The sequence below is a fragment of the Nocardia sp. NPDC057440 genome, assembly GCF_042802915.1.
GTDB lineage: Bacteria > Actinomycetota > Actinomycetes > Mycobacteriales > Mycobacteriaceae > Nocardia.
The window spans coordinates 489,778-508,754 of the sequence record NZ_JBHVDF010000005.1 but is presented as its reverse complement, the minus strand read 5'-3'; the positions used below and the strand labels follow the sequence as shown (position 1 = coordinate 508,754).

General features: G+C 66.4%; 13 protein-coding genes. 8 read left to right on the top strand and 5 right to left on the bottom strand.

The genetic code is table 11. The features are described 5' to 3' along the window. Positions 1 to 522: 522 nt before the first annotated feature. The 8 genes from ACFU4Z_RS13595 (at position 523) to ACFU4Z_RS13560 (ending at position 12,833) form a co-directional block, all read left to right on the top strand. Positions 523 to 1,059, top strand: a complete 537-nt coding sequence (locus ACFU4Z_RS13595) for an NUDIX hydrolase (protein WP_328407709.1) — start codon at positions 523 to 525, stop codon at positions 1,057 to 1,059. Then, entirely contained in the window at positions 1,056 to 3,713 is a 2,658-nt protein-coding gene (locus tag ACFU4Z_RS13590) for a hypothetical protein (RefSeq protein ID WP_379062487.1), read from the top strand. The genes ACFU4Z_RS13595 and ACFU4Z_RS13590 overlap by 4 nt, the downstream gene beginning before the upstream one ends. Before the next feature lie 775 nt (positions 3,714 to 4,488). After that, positions 4,489 to 8,202: a murein biosynthesis integral membrane protein MurJ gene (locus ACFU4Z_RS13585; RefSeq protein ID WP_379062572.1), complete on the top strand. Its 3,714-nt coding sequence runs from the start codon at positions 4,489 to 4,491 to the stop codon at positions 8,200 to 8,202. A gap of 308 nt (positions 8,203 to 8,510) precedes the next feature. Then, positions 8,511 to 9,095 carry an RNA polymerase sigma factor SigM gene (gene sigM, locus ACFU4Z_RS13580; RefSeq protein WP_379062485.1) on the top strand — a complete coding sequence of 195 codons (585 nt, stop codon included), beginning with the start codon at positions 8,511 to 8,513 and terminating at the stop codon, positions 9,093 to 9,095. Between the two features lie 100 nt (positions 9,096 to 9,195). Continuing rightward, on the top strand, positions 9,196 to 10,005 hold the full coding sequence (locus tag ACFU4Z_RS13575; protein ID WP_379062483.1) for a hypothetical protein: 810 nt from the start codon (positions 9,196 to 9,198) through the stop codon (positions 10,003 to 10,005). Positions 10,006 to 10,102: 97 nt separating this feature from the next. After that, positions 10,103 to 11,089 carry a thioredoxin-disulfide reductase gene (gene trxB / locus ACFU4Z_RS13570; protein WP_379062481.1) on the top strand — a complete coding sequence of 329 codons (987 nt, stop codon included), beginning with the start codon at positions 10,103 to 10,105 and terminating at the stop codon, positions 11,087 to 11,089. A 34-nt stretch (positions 11,090 to 11,123) separates the two neighbouring features. Further along, a complete protein-coding gene (gene trxA / locus ACFU4Z_RS13565) occupies positions 11,124 to 11,456 on the top strand; it encodes a thioredoxin (RefSeq protein ID WP_328407721.1) in 333 nt (110 codons plus the stop codon). A 180-nt stretch (positions 11,457 to 11,636) separates the two neighbouring features. Then, a complete protein-coding gene (locus ACFU4Z_RS13560; RefSeq protein ID WP_379062479.1) occupies positions 11,637 to 12,833 on the top strand; it encodes an N-acetylmuramoyl-L-alanine amidase in 1,197 nt (398 codons plus the stop codon). A 78-nt stretch (positions 12,834 to 12,911) separates the two neighbouring features. Here the strand turns inward: ACFU4Z_RS13560 and ACFU4Z_RS13555 are convergent, their stop codons facing one another. From ACFU4Z_RS13555 to ACFU4Z_RS13535, 5 genes are all read right to left on the bottom strand, one after another. Beyond that, the gene (locus tag ACFU4Z_RS13555) at positions 12,912 to 13,643 is read right to left on the bottom strand and encodes a GNAT family N-acetyltransferase (protein WP_379062477.1); all 732 of its coding nucleotides are present in this window, start codon (positions 13,641 to 13,643) and stop codon (positions 12,912 to 12,914) included. A 251-nt stretch (positions 13,644 to 13,894) separates the two neighbouring features. Next, positions 13,895 to 14,908 carry a ParB/RepB/Spo0J family partition protein gene (locus tag ACFU4Z_RS13550; RefSeq protein WP_364904870.1) on the bottom strand — a complete coding sequence of 338 codons (1,014 nt, stop codon included), beginning with the start codon at positions 14,906 to 14,908 and terminating at the stop codon, positions 13,895 to 13,897. Between the two features lie 57 nt (positions 14,909 to 14,965). Next, entirely contained in the window at positions 14,966 to 15,919 is a 954-nt protein-coding gene (locus ACFU4Z_RS13545; protein WP_379062570.1) for a ParA family protein, read from the bottom strand. A gap of 1,599 nt (positions 15,920 to 17,518) precedes the next feature. Next, positions 17,519 to 18,247, bottom strand: coding sequence for a 16S rRNA (guanine(527)-N(7))-methyltransferase RsmG (gene rsmG, locus ACFU4Z_RS13540; RefSeq protein ID WP_379062475.1), 729 nt, complete (start codon positions 18,245 to 18,247; stop codon positions 17,519 to 17,521). 187 nt (positions 18,248 to 18,434) lie between these two features. Continuing rightward, the gene (locus ACFU4Z_RS13535; protein ID WP_379062568.1) at positions 18,435 to 18,965 is read right to left on the bottom strand and encodes a protein jag; all 531 of its coding nucleotides are present in this window, start codon (positions 18,963 to 18,965) and stop codon (positions 18,435 to 18,437) included. Positions 18,966 to 18,977 lie beyond the last annotated feature (12 nt).

Sequence of the window (18,977 nt, the reverse complement as noted above, 5' to 3'; positions counted from 1 at the left end):
ACCCCGGATCCCGGCCACGCAGCCGGTTCAGGTCGAACCGGCTGCCACCGACCCGGCCCACCGCGGCGAGCGCCGTCCCACGAATCCACCTTCGTCGCGCGCCGATCGACCGGCGACCACAGGGCCGACCACACATACACCAGATCGCGAGCATCACCCACGACCTACGCACCCACTCGGCACCATGACACCCTCCAAGCGCAGCGAGACCCAGCACCAGAGTCCGCGGCCCGTCTCGCTTCCACAGCCGCCGGAGAGCATCGACCGAAGTCACAAGCCCCGCTACCGACACACCCACTCGGCACGATGACATCTTCCAAGCGCAGCGAGACCCAGCACTAGAGTTCGCGGCCCGTCTCGCTTCCGAGCCGTCGAAGCGCACGCGACGAAGTCGCAAGTCTCGACGGCTCGGAAGCGAGACCAAGGGGGCCGCGAACACGCAGCGCCGCAGGCGCTGCCAAAAAGACACAGCACACACGCAGCGCCGCAGGCGCTGCAAAGGCAACACAGTAGGATTGCTGGGTGTCTCCGGCCGATCGTGCGAACAGTCGACGCCGCCAGCCTCGGCGCCGCGGTTCGGCCGCCAACGCGGCGAAACCTCGCATGCGTACGGTCCGGGAAACCTCGGCCGGCGGGCTGGTCGTCGATGGGCTGGATGGTCCGCGGGAAAAACGCAGCGCGGCACTGATCGGGCGCACCGATCGCCGCGGCAGGCTGCTGTGGTCGCTGCCCAAGGGACATATCGAAGAGGGCGAGACCTCTGAGCAGACGGCGATCCGTGAGGTGGCCGAGGAGACCGGAATCAACGGAATCGTGGTCGCCGAACTGGGCAGCATCGATTACTGGTTCGTCACGGAGGGTCGTCGGGTACACAAGACCGTGCATCATTATCTGCTGCGTTCGGTCGGTGGCGAACTTTCCGACGCCGATGTGGAGGTCACCCAGGTGGCGTGGGTTCCGTTGAGCGAGTTGGATTCTCGATTGGCATACGCCGACGAACGGCGTCTCGCCGAGGTGGCGAATCGGATGATCGACCGGATGGAGACCGGCAAGCGATGACGCGTGGACTGTTCCGGATCATCGTGGCGGTCCTGACCATTCTCAGTTCGGCGACGGTGGCGCCGATGTTGCTCACGCAGCATGCGGCGGCACAACCGACCGGGTCGAGCGGGTCGTCGGCACCGAAATTCTTGAAGCTGTCACTGGATTCGGTGACTCCGACCGCCGTGACTACGGTCAGCGATCCACTGCTGACAGTGTCGGGCACCGTCACCAATATCGGTGACCGGGTTGTCGACAATGTCATCGTCCGCATTCAGCGCGCTGCCGCGGTGACCTCGCCGAGCGTGTTGCGTTCCACGCTGCGCCTCGACCAGGTCAATTACGATGTGACCGGCCCGTTCGAGGATGTGGCCGAGCGGTTGAGCCCAGGGCAGCGCAAGCAGTTCACGTTGGGTATCGCGCTGCGCCCCGGCGGTCGTGATTCGACATCATCGCTGGATATCACCACGCCCGGTGTGTATCCGTTGTTGCTGAATGTGAATGGTGAACCGGCCTACGGCAGTCAGGCCCGGCTCGATGACGCCCGTTTCTTGCTGCCGGTGCTCGGTGTTCCGCCGACGACGGATGCCGAATCGGGCAGCGCTGGGGCACAGGCGGTGGCCGCCGCGACAGATGCGCCGGTGGCGACGACGCTGCTGTGGCCGCTGGCCGACCGCCCCCGACTGGTCGCGGGTGTCCCTGGTTCGGTCAACGGGAAGGTGGAGCTGACCGATGACGAGTTGGCCGCCTCGCTCGGCAAGGGCGGCCGTCTCGATCAGTTGCTCGGTGCACTGGAGTCGGCGGTCGGCACGAACAACGGCCGCGATCGGTCTCTGGCGAGCGCGGTGTGCGTCGCGGTCGATCCGGATCTGCTCGTCACCGTGCAGGCGATGACCAACGGTTATCGCGTGCTGGCGAGTCCGTCCGATCCGGACGGCGCGACCAGGCCGGGCACCGGCGCGGAACAGGCTCAGACCTGGCTGGACCGGTTGCGTGCGCTTGCCGCGTCGGTGTGCACGGTGGCTTTGCCCTTCGCTCAGGTCGATATCAAGGCGCTCGCGGCGGTGAACGATCCTGATCTATCGGCACGTGCCCTCGACGCGCCTGCTGACATCGTCGACTCGATCCTGGCCACCCGGTCGGTGCGCGGGGTGAGCCTGCCCGATTCCGGCAGTATCGACGCGAGCGCCGGAATGTTGTTGCGCAGCCACGGTTTCGGAACCGCGGTGCTGGCGGATACCGCCGCTGTCACGGACGGTTCCGCGGGCTCGGATGATTCCCCGCCCGCGACCAGTGGCGGGGGGCGCGATCAGCCGACTTCGACGCTGAGCTCGGCGAACCAGACGATTCCGGATTCCGCGGCGCCGGACATCGTCCGATTGCCCGAGGTCACTGTGGCATTGCCCGGCGCGAACAGCACTGAGGTCACCGTGCCGGAGCCGGCGCCGACCACAGCCGCGACGCCGACCGCTGCCCCGCCACCCGCCAACGGCGCGAACCCGAACAACCCAGCCCCGCCGGCAGGCCCGGCGTCAGATCCAGCGCTGCATGCCGCGACCTTCGACATCTGGTCCGCGACGGCGCTCGCCGCGGTCGGATCCAATCCGCCGACGCCGTCGTTCACGCCCGCGAAGGTGCGCTACGACGTCACCAACGACTCGCGGATGGCTCGGCTGCAGGACGCGCTCGGCGCCGTCTCTTGGACCGCGCTGAACCCCCAGGCGAATCGGCCGCGCTCGATGCTGCTCGTCCCGCCGCAGCAGTGGGGAGCCAGCCGGGACGAGGCCACCGCCCTGCTACGCCAAGTGGAACTGTTGATGCGCAATAACCTCGCCACACCGCGCGCGTTCCACGAGCTGCTCGCCGAACCGCCCGACGCTCAGCCCCATGAGCTGGACTATCTGCCCCAAGCAGCGCAGGACGCCGTACCTGACCGCTTCGTGCTGCCCACCCGCGACCAAGGGCTGCGGATCAGTGAGCTGATGCGCTCGCTGGTCGAGTTGCCGGAGGCCGAGCCGACCCCGCGCCAATTCCTGACCCCGCTGCGCGACGACCTGCTACGAGTGCTGACCCTGTCCGATCGACGCACCGGCGATGCCACCCAGCCGGACACTTTCGCGCAGCGACGGCTCGACCAGACCACGCGGACGCTGGACAACCTGTATCGATCGGTCACCGTCCTGCCGCCGGGCGGGGTGTACACGCTCGCCTCCGAGCAGAGCCCGTTGTTGCTGGTCGCCCGCAACGAACTGCCGGTCGCCATCCGCGTCAAGTTCCGGATCGAGGCGCCCGCGGAGACGAAAATCACCGATATCGGTGAACAGGTGCTGCCGCCGACCGGGACTCGTTCGTTCCAGATCCCGACCGAGGTCAGCGACAGCCGCAACCTGGTCATTCCGATCTTCCTTACCACGCCCGACGGAATTCCGCTCGGCAATCCCACCTCGGTTTCGGTGCGCTCGAACGCCTACGGTCAGGCGTTGGCAATAATTACGGCGTGTGCCGGAATACTGCTGTTTCTGTTGGCCGGGCGTCGGTTGTGGCGTCGGTTCCGCGGACAGCCGGATCCGGCGGACGAGGGTTTCGATCCGCCAACCCGGCGTCGAGTGAACAGGTACCGGCGTGCGCGGCAACGAGTACTACGGCAACAGGAGCACCAGGAGGCACCGTGAGGGACCCGAACGAAGGGCCCTCACCTGCATCGATTGGCTGTCCCGCAGTGCACGATGGCACAGTGGTGGACAATCACGTTGCGCCCTCGGCGAGGCCGATCGGCCGCGGGCGGTCGGTCGAACTGGGGAGTCACGGTGAGCGGAACAGTCGAAATGCTGCTCACCGAACCGCCGGGATGCGCCCGTTCCGGCGGGTACAGGAGGCATGATGAGCGACGATGACTTATCCGCTCATCGGCATCGACCTGGCGATAGGTACGACGGGCCACCGGCCCGCCGCGCTCCCGCAGCGCCGTGGGAACGACGCTTGCAGCCATCCAACGAGGATCCGGAGATGAATTCCGGCGACCCTTACGGCGACCCGGGCAGGCCGATGCCTCGGATCAGCCGTCCCGCAGGCCCACCACCGGGCCAGCGGATGGCGCCGCCACCGCCTTCCGCCCCTATCCCGCGACTGCCCGGCCCGCCACCGCCTTCCGGCCCGATCCCGCGACAGCCGGGCCCCCCGCAGCGCCCTGTGCCACACCCGCATCCGGGTCAGCGCCAGTACCCGGTGCCGCCGCCGGGTAACTCGGTGCCGCCGCCGGGGCCGAGCCAGGCCCGTCCGCTGCCGCAGAACCAGGGACGTCCCGGACCGGCCCAGCCCAACCGGGTGTCGCCGGAACGTTTCGCGCCGCCACCTGCGCGGCCGCAGCCGTACCCACCGCAACAGCGGCAACAGCCGCCCGCGCCGCCTCAGCACATCCCGGCCGACAACCGCCCGACCACTCGCGAGATGGCGGCCCGGAGCAAGCACGCGACGGATGCCGCGGAACCGAAGCAGAGCGCGAACTCACGTCTGCTGCGCGATTCCGGTTCGATCGCGTTCGCCACGCTGGTCAGTCGCATCACCGGGTTCGGCAAGCAATTGCTGCTGCTCACCGTGCTAGGCCCGGCCATCGCCAGCTCGTTCACCTCCGCGAGCCTGATCCCGAACATGATCACCGAGCTGGTGCTCGGCGCGGTGCTCACGGCCATGGTGGTGCCGACACTGGTCCGCGCCGAACAGGAGGATGCCGACGGCGGCACCGCCTTCGTCCGGCGACTGGTGACCGCCGCGTTCACAGTGCTCGCCGCGGCCGCGCTGCTGGCTACCGCGGCCGCACCGATCCTGGCGACGCACGTCTTCGTCTCCTCCGACGGCAAGGTCAACACCGAGCTGACGACGGCGCTGACGTTCCTACTGCTGCCCGCGATCCTGTTCTACGGCATGTCGGCGCTGTTCACCGCGATTCTGAACACTCGCCAGGTATTCAAACCCGGTGCGTGGGCGCCGGTGCTGAACAACCTCGTGGTGCTCGTTGCCCTAGGTCTCTACGCGCTGACGCCGGGGGAGATCACCCTGAACCCGGTGCGGATGAGCGATCCGAAACTGCTGGTGCTCGGCTGCGGCGTCACGCTCGGCGTGATCACCCAGGCGGTGAGCCTGCTGCCCGCGATCCGCAGAGAAGGCATCGATCTGCGGCCACTGTGGGGCATCGACGCCAGGCTCAAGCAGTTCGGCACCATGGGCGGCGCGATCATCCTGTACGTCCTGATCAGCCAGGTCGGCCTGATTTTCGCCAACAACATCTCCTCGCACGCCGATGTGGCGGGTCCGGCGATCTACTCGCAGGCCTGGCTGCTGCTGCAGCTGCCCTACGGCATTCTCGGCGTCACGCTGCTCACCGCGATCATGCCGCGCTTGAGCCGCAACGCCGCCGCGAACGACACACCGGCCGTCGTGGACGACCTCTCGGTCGCCACCAGGCTGACGATGATCGCCCTGATCCCGGTGGTCACTTTCCTCACGCTTGCGGGCCCACAGGTGGGCGAGGGGCTTTTCGGCTACGCGCGCTTCGCCGAGGACGCCTCCCGCCTCGGCCACGCGGTGAGCTGGTCGGCCTTCGCGCTGATCCCGTATTCACTGGTGTTGATTCACCTACGCGTGTTCTATGCCAGGGAGCAGGCCTGGACGCCGACCTGGATCATCCTCGGCATCACCGGCGTGAAGATCCTGTTCTCGGCGCTGGCGCCGGTGGTCGCGAGCAGTAGCGACGAGGTCGTCATCGTGCTCGGTGTCGCCACCGGCCTCGGTTTCACCGCGGGCGCGGTGATCGGCGGCTATCTGCTGCACCGCAGCCTCGGCGATCTGCGCATGGCCAATGTCAGCCGGACGGTGACCCGCGTGGTGCTGGCTTCGGTCGCGGGCGGCGCGGTCATGCTGATTGTGGACAAGGTGCTCGGGCTGGATCGGTTGTCCGGCGGTATCGGCTCGCTCCTGCGCGTCGCGGTGTCGGCGATCGTGATGTTCGCGGTGGCGTTCGGGCTGATGCGCCTGGCCGGGATTCCGGAAATCGTCGGAATCACCGTGGCGATCTCGCGGCGGCTGGGCCTCACACCGCCTGCTCCCGACCTCGATCTGGACGGCCCGGTGGAGGACGTCTACGCCACGCAGGTGTTCCGCAGGCCTGATCCGTATGCCTACCCACAATTCGACCCGTACATGGATGCTCAGACCATGGTGCTACCCGTGATCAGAGGCGATGCTGTTGACATCACCGGCAAGGGTGAGTTCCCGTACCCTGTTCGGCAGAGAAGCACAAGTGGCGAATTCGCCGGAACCTCGACATATCAGGGCGAAGGAGGACCGAGGGTGAGCGACGACGCGGCAGTGGGCGGCGGCGTCCCGGCCGCCGATTCTTCTGCGGCCACGGCAGGCGGGCTCTCCACTGACGTCCCGCCGAAGGCCGGGGATGCGTCGGATCCCGCATACGCGCACCAGGAGGCCGTCACCGGTCCTCCTGATCGCGATGCGGGACCGGCACCGGGCGAAGGCAAGTTCCACGCACCGGAACGTGATCCGATGTACGACACCGGCATGATTCCGATCCCGCCCCAATTGCCGCCCATGGGCGGCGATGCGAGCGGTCGACGAACTCCGCGCGGCCCCAAGCTGATTCCCGGTGCCTCGGTCGCCGGCGGACGCTACCGGCTGCTGGCCGGCCACGGCGGTTCTCGCGGACTCAAGTTCTGGCAGGCACTCGATATCAAGCTCGACCGCGAGGTCGCGCTGACGTTCGTCGACGCCGATCAGAAGGCGAGCGAGAATTCGGGTCACGACGGTCCGCAGGCGATTCTGTCGCGCACGCTGCGGCTCGGCCGGATCAACTCACCCGGTCTAGCGCGGGTCCTCGACGTCGTGCGCGGCAGCTCCGGCGGCATCGTGGTGGCCGAGTGGACACCGGGCCGGTCACTGCGTGAGATGGCCGAGACCGTGCCGTCGCCGATCGGCGCGGCCAGAGCGGTCCGTGCGCTCGCCTCGGCCGCCGAACTCGCCCATCGGGGCGGCGGCTCGCTATCGATCGATCATCCGGATCGGATTCGGATCAGCGCATCCGGCGACGCGGTGCTCGCATTCCCAGGCACCCTGGGCGATTCCGACGCGCAATCGGACGTGCGTGGTCTCGGCGCGATGCTCTATGCGCTGATCACGGCGCGCTGGCCGATCCGTTCCGGCGGTATCACCGGCTCCGCCGCGACGATCGGTGGACTACGGTTGGCCGATTTCGGCCCCGACGGCACTCCCATCGAACCGAGGCAGATCCGGCCCGAGGTGCCGTTCGAGATCTCGGCGGTCGCGGTGCGCTCGCTGGAATCGAACAAGGGTGTGCGCACTGCCGCGACTGTGCAACATGTGCTCGAACAGGCGTCGGTGGTCGATCAGAAGACCGACTTCATTCCAGTGCTCCGGCTCGGTCAGCGCCCGCCGAGCGCTGTCGAGGAATCACTTGCCGATCCCGAGCTGCTCGCCGCGGAACGGGAGCGTTCGCAGCGGATGATGTGGATCATGGTCGGGCTCGGCATCCTGGCCGCGCTCGTCGTCGGCGTCGTGATCTGGTGGATGGTCAGTGTTTTCGCGCCCGGTGCGTCCGATGCGCCGCTCAACGAGCAACGCAATATCGGTCTGACCACGAACAGTTCGCCCGCGCCCGCACCCGCTCCAGGGTCGAATCCGAACCCTGAGGGCGGCGTTCCCCTTCCGGTCACCCATGTGTCGGTGTTCTCCCCGGAAGGCACGCCCGACGGCATCGGCAGTGTGGGGGCGGTGCTCGATCACGATCCCGCCACCCTCTGGCGGACCGATCAGTACTTCCAGCAGTTCCCGGCCCTCAAGAAGGGGATCGGGCTGATGGCCACGCTACCGAGCCCGGCGAAGCTGACGAATGTGTCGATCACTTCGCCGAGCGCGGGCACCGCGGTCGAAATCCGCACATCGCCGACCGCGTCGCCGACGCTCGACCAGACCCAGCTGATCGGCTCCGCGCGATTATCCGACGGCGACACCGAGATTCCGGTGCGCACCGACCAATCCGCTCGCTATGTGCTCGTCTGGATCACCGGACTCGGCAACTCCGGTGCCCAGTTCCAGACCTCGATCGCCGAGATTCGTTTCGACGCCGCGCCCTAGCCGCCGCTCGCCGCTCGCCGCACGTGTCCGCACCGTGCCGCCGCTGAGTCGTGTTCCGGCCTTGTCGCGCAGGCTTTCTCGCCGCCGTCGTCCCGATCGGTCTGGTTGCTGCCGAATCGTGACTGACGATATGATCTGTTCCGCGCTCTCAGCAGGGGAGCTTCCCGGGTTCTGGTGTTTCGATCCTGGATGCTGCGAAATTTTCGGTTAGCGGTCACCCATGTCCGTTTGCCACCGTGAGCGCTGTCCAAGGGGTTGGCTTTTTGTCCGAACTGAACGACGAGTCCCGTGGGGGGAGATCGCGGCCGGTGACGTATCGCGAGCGCTCGTTCGTACCCGACGAGCTGACCGACATCGAACTGCTCCACGCGCATGTCCGTGGCCAGCGGCAGGCCTTCGCCGAGCTGCTGCGCAGGCACAACGACCACCTCTGGCAGACCGCGTTGCGCACGTCCTACACGCGCGAAGACGCGGCCGACTGCCTCCAGGACGCATTGCTCTCCGCCCACCGCACCGCCGCGTCGTTCCGCGCAGAGGCAGAGGTGCGCAGCTGGCTGCACGCGATCGTGGTCAACGCCTGCCTGGACCGAATCCGGCGCAACAAGACCCGCCGCGCGGTCTCCCTGTCGCCGGAGAACATGCCGGAACCGCGTGATGAGCGCGACAATATGGCCGAACTGGAGATGTCGCTCGTCATCGACCGCGCGCTGTTCTCGCTCCCGCCTGACCAGCGAACGGCGCTCGTCGCGATCGACCTGGAGGGGTATAGCGTGGCGGAAGCGTCCGCCATGCTCGGTGTTCCGGAGGGCACGATCAAGAGCCGGTGCGCGCGCGCCAGGCAGCGACTACAAGAACGCTTGGAATTTCTGCGGGATCCGGGGAACCGGAAGTAGCCGAGATGCGTCATTAACAGTGACGAACCGTTAGACGATGTACTTGCAGTCCCCCGCGTGGGCGGTGGGATCCACGTCAGATGAGAGAACCGGAGGTGCGATGGCGACCCGATCCGTACCGCAGCCTCCGTTCTCGACCGAACTGCTCGCCGATCTCCATGCCGACAACGTCGCGCCGGAGCTGGGGGAGCAGATATGGCCCGCTGTCCGACGCGACCCCGATGCACTGCGGTATCTGCACTCGCTCGACGAGGTGAGCGCGCAGCTGCGCACCCTCGGCCATGACGACAACATCATTCACGCCATGCCCGCCGATATCGCCGCTCGGCTGGAACAGTTCGTCGACGGACTCGACTTCGACGAGGAGCCCGCCGAGCAGGTGGCGACCCTTCACCAGCTGCCGTTCGCGGCCGCTCCCGAATCCGTAGACACCCCAGCGGTTTCCGACCCGGATGCGCGACCACACGACATCGCCGCACCGATCTCCCTGGACGAACGGCGCGGCCGCAGACTCCGCTGGCTCGCCGCCGCGGCGGCCGCCGTCGCCGTGATCGCCTGCGCCGCCGTGGCGGTGTCGACGTTCGGCGGCCGCGAGGTCGCCCCGACCGCCCAGCCGACGACCGGCAATGTCGAACTCGGTGACGATCTGAACGCCACCGCGGCGCTCGCCGCGCTCGGCCGCCACGACGTCACCGGCGCACTCGGCAGCCAAGCCGCCCTGAACCGCTGCGTGCACGCCAACGGCCTCGACCGCACCCTCCTCGGCTCGACCAACACCACGTTCCATGGCCAGGCCTCGGTGCTGATCCTGCTCACCGGCCCCCGCCCGCACAAGATCACCGCACTGGTCGTCGGGATCGGTTGCACCACCGACGATCCGCAGCAACTCGCCCTCACCGACATCGGGTGACGCGGTCGAGGCGTCGACCACACCTTTGCTCGGGAACAACAACGTTTAGGCTGTTGTTGACCGACACGTCCCAAGATTTCTCCCTCGGAAGGGTCACATGAGCACGCCAGTTCGCGACTTGATCATCGTCGGCTCCGGACCCGCCGGCTACACGGCCGCCGTCTACGCCGCCCGCGCCGAGCTCCAGCCGCTGCTCTTCGAGGGCACCCAGTTCGGCGGCGCACTGATGACGACCACCGAGGTCGAGAACTTCCCCGGCTTCCGAGACGGCATCATGGGCCCGGACCTCATGGAAGAGATGCGCGAGCAGGCCAAGCGGTTCGGCGCCGACATCCGCACCGAGGACGTGGACGCGATCGACCTGAGCGGGCCGGTGAAGACCGTGACCGTCGGTGACGAGACGCACCAGGCCTACGCCGTGATCCTCGCCATGGGTTCGGCCGCGCGCTACCTGAACGTGGCCGGTGAGCAGAAGCTGCTGGGTCGCGGTGTGAGCGCCTGCGCGACCTGTGACGGCTTCTTCTTCAAGGGTCAGGACATCGTCGTGGTCGGCGGTGGCGACTCCGCGATGGAGGAGGCCACCTTCCTGACCAAGTTCGCCGCGAGCGTGACCATCGTGCACCGCCGCGAGGAGTTCCGTGCCTCACGCATCATGCTCGAGCGAGCCAAGGCCAACGAGAAGATCAAGTTCGTGCTCAACGCCGAGGTGGCAGCCGTCAATGGCGACACCAGTGTGACGAGCCTTACGCTGCGCGACACCCGCACCGGTGAGACCTCGGAGCTCGCCGCGACCGGTCTGTTCGTGGCGATCGGCCACGACCCGCGCAGCGAACTGGTCAAGGACCAGGTCGAACTCGACGACGAGGGCTACGTCCAGGTGCTGCACCCGTCGACGGCAACCAAAGTGCCCGGCGTTTTCGCCGCGGGCGACCTGGTCGATCACACCTACCGGCAGGCGATCACCGCCGCGGGCACCGGCTGCCGCGCGGCGATCGACGCCGAGCGCTGGCTCGCCGACCAGGGCGACATCACGTCCAACACACTGGACCATGCCGGCACCCCGGTTGCCGTGCCCGCCAACTGATCTTCATCACTTTTTCCATCGCAAGGAGCTACCCATGTCCAAGAGTGCCAACACGGTCACCGTCACCGACGCGTCTTTCGCCGATGACGTGCTGCTCAGCGAGAAGCCTGTGCTCGTGGACTTCTGGGCCGACTGGTGCGGTCCGTGCAAGATGGTCGCCCCGGTGCTGGAGGAGATCGCGGGCGCGCACGCGGACAAGCTGACCATCGCCAAGTTGGACGTGGACGCCAACCCGGGCACCGCCCGCGATTATCAGATCCTTTCGCTCCCAACTATGATGCTGTTTTCCGGCGGTAAGCCGGTCAAGCAGATCGTGGGAGCCAAGGGCAAAGCCGCCCTGTTGCGCGAACTCGACGGCGTCATCTGACGCGAAATCGAGTCCCCAAAGGCCGCCGTTATCCAACGGCGCGCCGTTAGGATGCCTGGATTCGGGAATTGTCGAATTCCCGTCCGGGTCTGAGACAATCGACCGACCTCCGGTCGTGCGAGGGTGTATGCCGTCGCATGAGTGGGTACCCGGGTTGACGGAAGGAAAGGGCTCTCACGCATGCACCGACTTCGTCACGGCGATACCGGTCCAGCCGTCGCCGAGGTTCGGAGCACCCTGGCAAGTCTCGGGTTTCTGCACTCGCACGCCGTCGGCACCGATCACGCCGATGCACGCGAGTATTGGAAGGACACCGACGCCTCCTTCGACCCTCAGCTGGATTCCGCGGTTCGCGCCTTTCAGCAGCACCGCGGGCTGTTGGTCGATGGCATCGTCGGGCCGGCCACTTATCGAGCGCTCAAAGAGGCGTCCTACCGCCTCGGTGCCCGCACCCTGATCTATCAACTGTCCGCGCCTCTCTACGGTGACGATGTGGCAACCCTGCAGCGCAGGCTGCAGGACCTCGGTTTCTATGTGCATCGCGTCGACGGCTACTTCGGCCCGCACACCCACGAAGGCCTGACCGCGTTCCAGCGCGAGATCGGGCTGTCCGCGGATGGCATCTGCGGGCCGGACACGTTGCGGTCACTGGAACTGCTCGGTGCGCGCGTCACCGGCGGCAATCCGCATCGCATCGCCGAGGAAGAAGTGGTGCACCGGGCCGGGCCACAGCTCACCGGCAAGCGCATTGTCATCGACCCCGGCCTCGGTGGTCAGGACAAGGGCCACGCGGTGCCCACAGAGTACGGCGACGTCTACGAGTCGGAGATCCTGTGGGATCTGGCCAGTCGGCTGGAGGGTCGCATGGCCGCCACCGGCATGGAGACGTTCTTGTCCCGGCCCTGGGGCGCCAACCCTTCCGATGCCGAACGGGCCGAGACCTCCAACGCTTTCGACGCTGATCTGATGATCTCGCTGCGCTGTGCGACCAACCCGAGTCCGTCGGCGAACGGGGTGGCGAGCTTCCATTTCGGTAACTCGCACGGCTCCGTGTCGATGATCGGTCAGGTGCTGGCCGGGTTCATCCAGCGCGAGGTCGTTGCACGAACGTCGTTGCAGGACTGCCGACTTCACGCCCGAACCTGGGATCTGTTGCGGCTGACCAAGATGCCGACCGTGCAGGTCGATATCGGCTATCTCACTAATGAATACGACGCGACGGTGCTCACCAACCCGCGGATGCGCGACGTGATCGCCGAGGCCATCCTCATTTCGGTGAAGCGGCTGTATCTGCTCGGTCAAGACGATCAGCCAACGGGCACATACACTTTCGCCGAACTGCTCGCCGAGGAGTTGGCTGCGGCCGACCGCATGTAGTGCGACTCGAACTCCGAAACACCTACGCCCCCGCCGACTTCGGTCAGCGGGGGCGTGGTCGTCTGTGCCCTCGGCAGGCTAGGGCGCGCCGATCCGGAAGGGGACCGTCAGCGCCGCCGCCGCGAGCAGTTGATCAAGGGCCCGCTCCACGTCTTCCTTCCAGCCGTGGTCGGAGTCGAGCTCGAGACGCAGTCGCGGGAACCGATGATGCGGCGCGATCACCTCGAATCCGACGTCCTCCAGAAAGTCCGCGTCGATCATGCACGTTTCTGGCGAGCATGTGGTGGCCGCGGTCGCTGAGCCCGAATCACGGACCGGTGAGCCGATTCGCTCCATCAAGGTCATCGAACCCAGAGATCGATCCGACATCGCCTTGGTCGGGGGATCGGTGCGAATACCGAAGGCCTCCAGCGCCCGAACACCGCGACGCACCAGATCCGCCACCACAGCCGAGATGAGCTGGTGGGCTATGTCGGCATCGGAATAGGGGAATTCGGCGCTCAGCGTGGTCAGCAGGACCGCGTCCGGGCTCACCGGTGACGTGGGGAAGAGAGCGGCACGCGGCACCGCGCTGGGTGGCGAATACAAAGCGCAGCCCGCCACGTTGCCGTTCACGTTGGCCACCTGGCCGCACGAACCCCATTCCAGCATCACTGTCGAGAGCCAGGCCTCCTTCTCGAAGACTGGATCGCTGAACTCTCGCGAGTTCTCCGCGACAGCGGGATCGATCTCCCAGAACACACAGCGCCGAGCGTGTGTGGGGAGCTTGTCCAGTCCGCCGAGGGTAAGTGCTGTGACGCTGGTCGACACCGCTCTACTCAGCCTCCAGCTGTCCGATTCATCCACGCTCACGCCGCATCAGTACTTGCTCGCCAGCAAGAATAAGCGATCAACGAGATCCCGCCTCATTCCACGTCACTGTGCTATTGGTCAGGAGCCGTGCGCCGGTCCCACCGAGGGCCACGCCGACGCTGCATCCCTCTTTTTCCGCGCCGTCACTGTGACGTTTCGGCGCCAGGCCCGTACTTATCGGAAACACGAGGCCATTTTCGCCACTTTCGTCACGTGCCGAGCTGCTGTTGCTCCATCATGCCGACAATCCGCTCGAGATCTTCGACCGAACCGAACTCGACAACAATCTTGCCCTTGCGCTTGCCGAGACTCACCGTGACCCGAGTGTCGAACGATTCCGACAACCGCTCGGCAACGTCCTGCAAACCCGGCATGTGGATCGGCTTGCGTCGGGGAGCGGTCGGGGCCGCGGCGTCCGGATCGCGGTTCGCCAGGGTGACGGCTTCTTCGGTAGCGCGGACCGACAACCCCTCGGCGACGATGCGCGCGGCAAGGACCTCTTGGGCGTCCGCTCCGGCCTCGAGACCGAGCAGGGCACGAGCATGTCCCGCCGACAGCACGCCGGCCGCCACTCGCCGCTGCACGGGGATCGGCAGCTTCAACAGACGGATCATGTTCGTCACGACTGGTCGGGACCGGCCGATTCGCGATGCCAATTCCTCGTGGGTGACATCGAACTCTTCGAGCAGCTGCTGGTAGGCCGCCGCCTCTTCGAGCGGGTTCAGCTGCACCCGATGGATGTTCTCCAACAGTGCGTCGCGCAGCATGGATTCGTCGGCGGTCTCGCGGACGATCGCTGGAATCGTCGTCAGGCCTGCCTCTTGGCAAGCCCGCCAACGGCGCTCGCCCATGACGATCTGGTACCGATCCACCGCGGGCTCGACCCGACGCACCACGATCGGTTGCATCAGCCCGAACTCGCGAATGGAGTGCACCAGCTCGGCGAGCGCCTCCTCCTCGAAAACATGCCGCGGCTGCTTAGGATTCGGCTCGATCTGCTCCGGGCTGATCTCGCGATAGATCGCGCCGCCGGGGGAGGAGAGCTCCTCCTCGGTCGGATCGGGGACCCGATGGAGGAATGCGGAAGCCGGTTGCGGGCCGATCGGATCGAGACCGATGACCACATTCGCCGCGGCACTGCCGAGACCCGGTGTGGCCGCCGGCCCCGTCGGGATCAACGCGGCAAGACCGCGTCCAAGCCCACCCTTCTTCGCCTGAGTCATCGGTCTACCGATCCCTTCTCTGTTCGCCACCACGCCAGTCCAGCCGACCCCTACGGGTCATCGCGCGCCTTCTGCTGCCCCACGCCGGGGCACCGACCGCGCCGCCATCTCACGACCAGCATCGAGATAGCTCATCGCACCTCGGGAGCCTGGATCATAATCGAGCACTGTCATTCCGTAACCCGGAGCTTCGGAGACCTTGACACTGCGCGGGATCACCGACCGCAGCACCACGTCGCCGAAGTGTCCACGCACCTCCTCCGCGACCTGGTCGGCCAGCTTGGTCCGGCCGTCGTACATCGTGAGAACCACGGTGGAGACGTGCAATTCGGGATTGAGATGCGCCTGCACCAAGCCGATATTGCGGAGCAACTGACCGACACCCTCCAGCGCGTAGTACTCGCACTGGATCGGGATCAGCACCTCCTTGGCCGCGACCATCGCATTGACGGTGAGCAGACCGAGAGACGGCGGGCAGTCGATCATTACGTAGTCGATGTCGTAGCCCGCGATGTTGGCCTCCTGGATCGCGGCCTTGAGCCGACCCTCCCGAGCCACCATCGACACCAGTTCGATCTCCGCACCAGCGAGATCGATAGTGGCCGGGATGCAAAGCAGACGCGGACTGTGCGGGCTCTGCTGAATCGCGTCCTTGACCGAGATCTCACCGATCAGCAGTTCATAACTCGACGGGACACCCGAGTGATGCTCGACGCCGAGGGCGGTACTTGCATTGCCCTGCGGATCGAGGTCGATCACGAGAACTGTCATCCCTTGGTGCGCAAGGGCGGCTGCGAGGTTTACCGCTGTCGTCGTCTTACCGACGCCGCCCTTCTGATTGGCAATGGTGATGATGCGCTGCTCGTGCGGTTTCGGCACTGTCACCTTTCCTGGATGCAATATCTGACTGGCGCGTTGCGCTTCGGCCGCGATCGGGGTCTCACTGGCGGAGATGTGCCCGAACGGTGTGCTTCCGAAGGCCTCCGCATCGAGATTGCTGGAGTCCAGCATTCCCGGCACGCGCGACGTAGTTTCCCGTGAAACATTCGCCGGACCACCGCTCGACATAGACAGCTCCTAACGCGAGAACCTCAGATCACGACCCCCCGACGAGCGTCGGCGCCGTGTCATCAATAGCTGTGTCGGATCGAACATGATGCTCAATCGGAACCGCGGCGCCCGATCGACCGAGCGGAGCTCTCGCCGCTGTGACACCCTCCGTGGCACCAACGCTCACGCCCGACGGTGACTAGCTTGCCAGCACCGAGCGTGATTAGAAAGCTGAATCGCGGCAACGCACAAAGGACACGCAAATCTGCGGCGATTCTCACTGCCGCGGTCGATATTTCGACCACTCGAGCCGATGTTTCACATGAAACGTGGTGCCGAATCCGAGCTTCCGCGCCGATCGATCGGACGCGCCAACGCGCACTCCGCCGGGTTCGGACAGCCCCGAATCCTGCTGACGCCGTTGGCTACGCCCACCTCCGCCGCAGACCCGTGGAGGTCACGCCACTCTTACTGGATGCAGATCTCGTTGCACCCCTCGCGTTGTGCCGTCGAGTCACACCACGTGGACACATCACCGGGATGTCGTCGAGTCACGCCGATGGACCTCACTGGGTAACGCTGTCGACGCGCACCGTAGGGCTGAGTCGTTCACACCGTCGAGTCTGACAGTTGGGTCGCCGCACTGGATCGCGCATCATCCTATTGGTTCGTTGTGTCACGCCCTGGACCGAATCGTCGTGGCGCTGGAAGACGTGGTTGAGTCGCGTGGTTGAGTCGCGTGGTTGAGTCGCGTGGTTGAGTCGCGTGGTTGAGTCGCGTGGTCGAGTCGCGTGGTCGAGTCGCGTGGTCGAGTCACACCGTCGAGTCACACCGTCGAGTCACACCGTCGAGTCACACCGTCGAGTCACACCGTCGAGTCACACCGTCGAGTCACACCGTCGAGTCACACCATTGGGGTCCATCGTTGGGGTCCATCGTTGGGGCAGGCCGTTTGGTCTTGAGTCTTCGCTGACCTCCCGCCCGCCACTGGACTGCCCAGGGCGCTCGACCACTTCGGTTGGGTCAAGCTGTTGGAACGCATCATTGAGCGACGCCGCTGGCCACATGTTCGGCGGCACCGTAGAGCCATCTCGTTCGCGTCACTCGGAAATATCCCTGCTGCGCCCTCGCGTCGCGCCGCGCGAGTTCGCGTCGCTGGGCCGCGTCGCCGGGCCGCGTCGCCGAGCTGCGTCGCGTCGCGTAGCTATCGCGGGCGCGCGGGCACACTGTCATTGGGTCTGCGGGCGCAGTTCACCCGTCTCCCTAACCCGCTGCCCAAACTGTCACGTGGAGAATCTGAGCGGTCTGCGGTACCCAGGAAATCACCCGACCCGGGCGGTGTCGCTACTAAGTCGGGTCGTCTGTCGGTGTCGGTCCAGCGCATGATTGTTCTGGGATGCACATTGGCCAGGCTTCACAGGGAACATCGGGCCGAGGCCCGTGTTCCGGCAAAGTTGCCTTCCGGGTCTACCGAGCGGCACTGAGCAGGGATCGCTCGGCGCGGGGGAGGGGAGCGATCGGGCCGGGTTTCACATGAAACATCGGCCGAGACCGTTCGGGTTACGTCGCCTTCCGCGCCTGCCGGGCGGCGCGGCGCGGCGCTCGCTCAGCCCGGGGAATGCGCTCGGCGCTGATCACCAAGGTGGGCGTCGAGACGATTCCTACGCCGCATTCCAGGACAGTCGCGTTGCCTGCGCCAGCACGTGCCAAAGCCGCTCCGTCGCGCTCGAGTTCCTCGGCGGCGCTGACTCCCTTGAGTGCCAGCATCCGTCCGTGATCACGGAGCAGGGGGAGCGACCACTGTGCCAGCTTCGCCAAGGGCGCCACTGCGCGGGAGGTGACCACATCCGCGCCGCCAGCTTCCTTCATCACGCCCGACTGTTCGGCCCGGCCGCGCACCACCGTGACGTCGAGTCCGGCCGCCTCGATGAACTCGCTGAGGAAGACGGTTCGACGCAGCAGTGGCTCCACCAAAGTGATCCGGAGGTCCGGTCGCGCGATGGCCAAGGGGATTCCCGGCAGGCCCGCACCGCTACCGATGTCGACCACCGTCGCGCCCTCGGCGATCAACTCGCCGAGCACCGCACAGTTCAGGATGTGCCGATCCCAGAGCCGAGGCACCTCTCGGGGACCGATCAAGCCGCGCTCCACTCCGGCGGTGGCCAGCGCCGCACAGTAGCGGCGCGCGAGATCGAGACGATCGCCGAACACCGTCGCGGCGATCGCGGGCGCCTCCAGCTCAGCCGGCAGTGCAGTGGCTCCACCGAGATCTCGTTCCACGTGAAACATCCTTCCGAGCTCGAGTCGATCAGGCAGCAGGCGGGTGATCTGTCGACTGCTCGCACGATCGACCGCTGGCGTTGAATCAGGCGACAGACGTGACATGTGACATGAATAAGGGCCCCCGGTCCGAAGACCAGAGGCCCTATCCAACCATTGCTCATCCGGCCGCCAAAAATGGCGTCCCGGAAGCGGTTCAGGAGGGTACGACGACCACGTGCCGATTCGGCTCGACGCCTTCGCTCTCGCTGCTGACGCCATCGACCACAGCCACCGCGTCGTGCACGATCTTCCGCTCGAACGGGGTCATCGGCGCCAATGGCTCCGGCTCACCCGACTCGAGCACCCGTTGCGCGGCAGCGGTTCCGAGGGCACTCAGCTCGGCGCGGCGCTTGGCCCGCCACCCGGCGACATCGAGCATCAGCCTGCTGCGCACACCGGTCGTCTGCTGCACGGCCAGCCGAGTCAGCTCCTGCAGCGCGTCGAGCACCTCGCCGTTGCGGCCGACGAGCTTCGACAGATCGCGGCCACCATCGATGCTGACGATCGCGCGGTCACCCTCGACGTCGAGGTCGATATCACCGTCGAAGTCGAGCACGTCGAGCAACTGCTCGAGGTAGTCGCCGGCGATCTCGCCTTCTTCGATCAGAGCTTCCTCGGCGTCGCTCGCGACATCACCGGGCTCCGCCCCGGTTTCTGATTCACGACCCGCCGTGGTGTCCACCATCGTCGTCGTCGC

Excerpts from the sequence above, each read along its gene's own strand:
- ACFU4Z_RS13590 (WP_379062487.1), top strand. The coding sequence starts at position 1,056 with ATGACGCGTGGACTGTTCCGGATCATCGTGGCGGTCCTGACCATTCTC.
- ACFU4Z_RS13575 (WP_379062483.1), top strand. The coding sequence starts at position 9,196 with ATGGCGACCCGATCCGTACCGCAGCCTCCGTTCTCGACCGAACTGCTC.
- ACFU4Z_RS13560 (WP_379062479.1), top strand. The coding sequence starts at position 11,637 with ATGCACCGACTTCGTCACGGCGATACCGGTCCAGCCGTCGCCGAGGTT.
- ACFU4Z_RS13585 (WP_379062572.1), top strand. The coding sequence starts at position 4,489 with ATGGCGGCCCGGAGCAAGCACGCGACGGATGCCGCGGAACCGAAGCAG.
- trxA (WP_328407721.1), top strand. The coding sequence starts at position 11,124 with ATGTCCAAGAGTGCCAACACGGTCACCGTCACCGACGCGTCTTTCGCC.
- rsmG (WP_379062475.1), bottom strand. The coding sequence starts at position 18,247 with ATGTTTCACGTGGAACGAGATCTCGGTGGAGCCACTGCACTGCCGGCT.
- ACFU4Z_RS13535 (WP_379062568.1), bottom strand. The coding sequence starts at position 18,965 with ATGGTGGACACCACGGCGGGTCGTGAATCAGAAACCGGGGCGGAGCCC.
- trxB (WP_379062481.1), top strand. The coding sequence starts at position 10,103 with ATGAGCACGCCAGTTCGCGACTTGATCATCGTCGGCTCCGGACCCGCC.
- ACFU4Z_RS13550 (WP_364904870.1), bottom strand. The coding sequence starts at position 14,908 with ATGACTCAGGCGAAGAAGGGTGGGCTTGGACGCGGTCTTGCCGCGTTG.
- ACFU4Z_RS13545 (WP_379062570.1), bottom strand. The coding sequence starts at position 15,919 with ATGCTGGACTCCAGCAATCTCGATGCGGAGGCCTTCGGAAGCACACCG.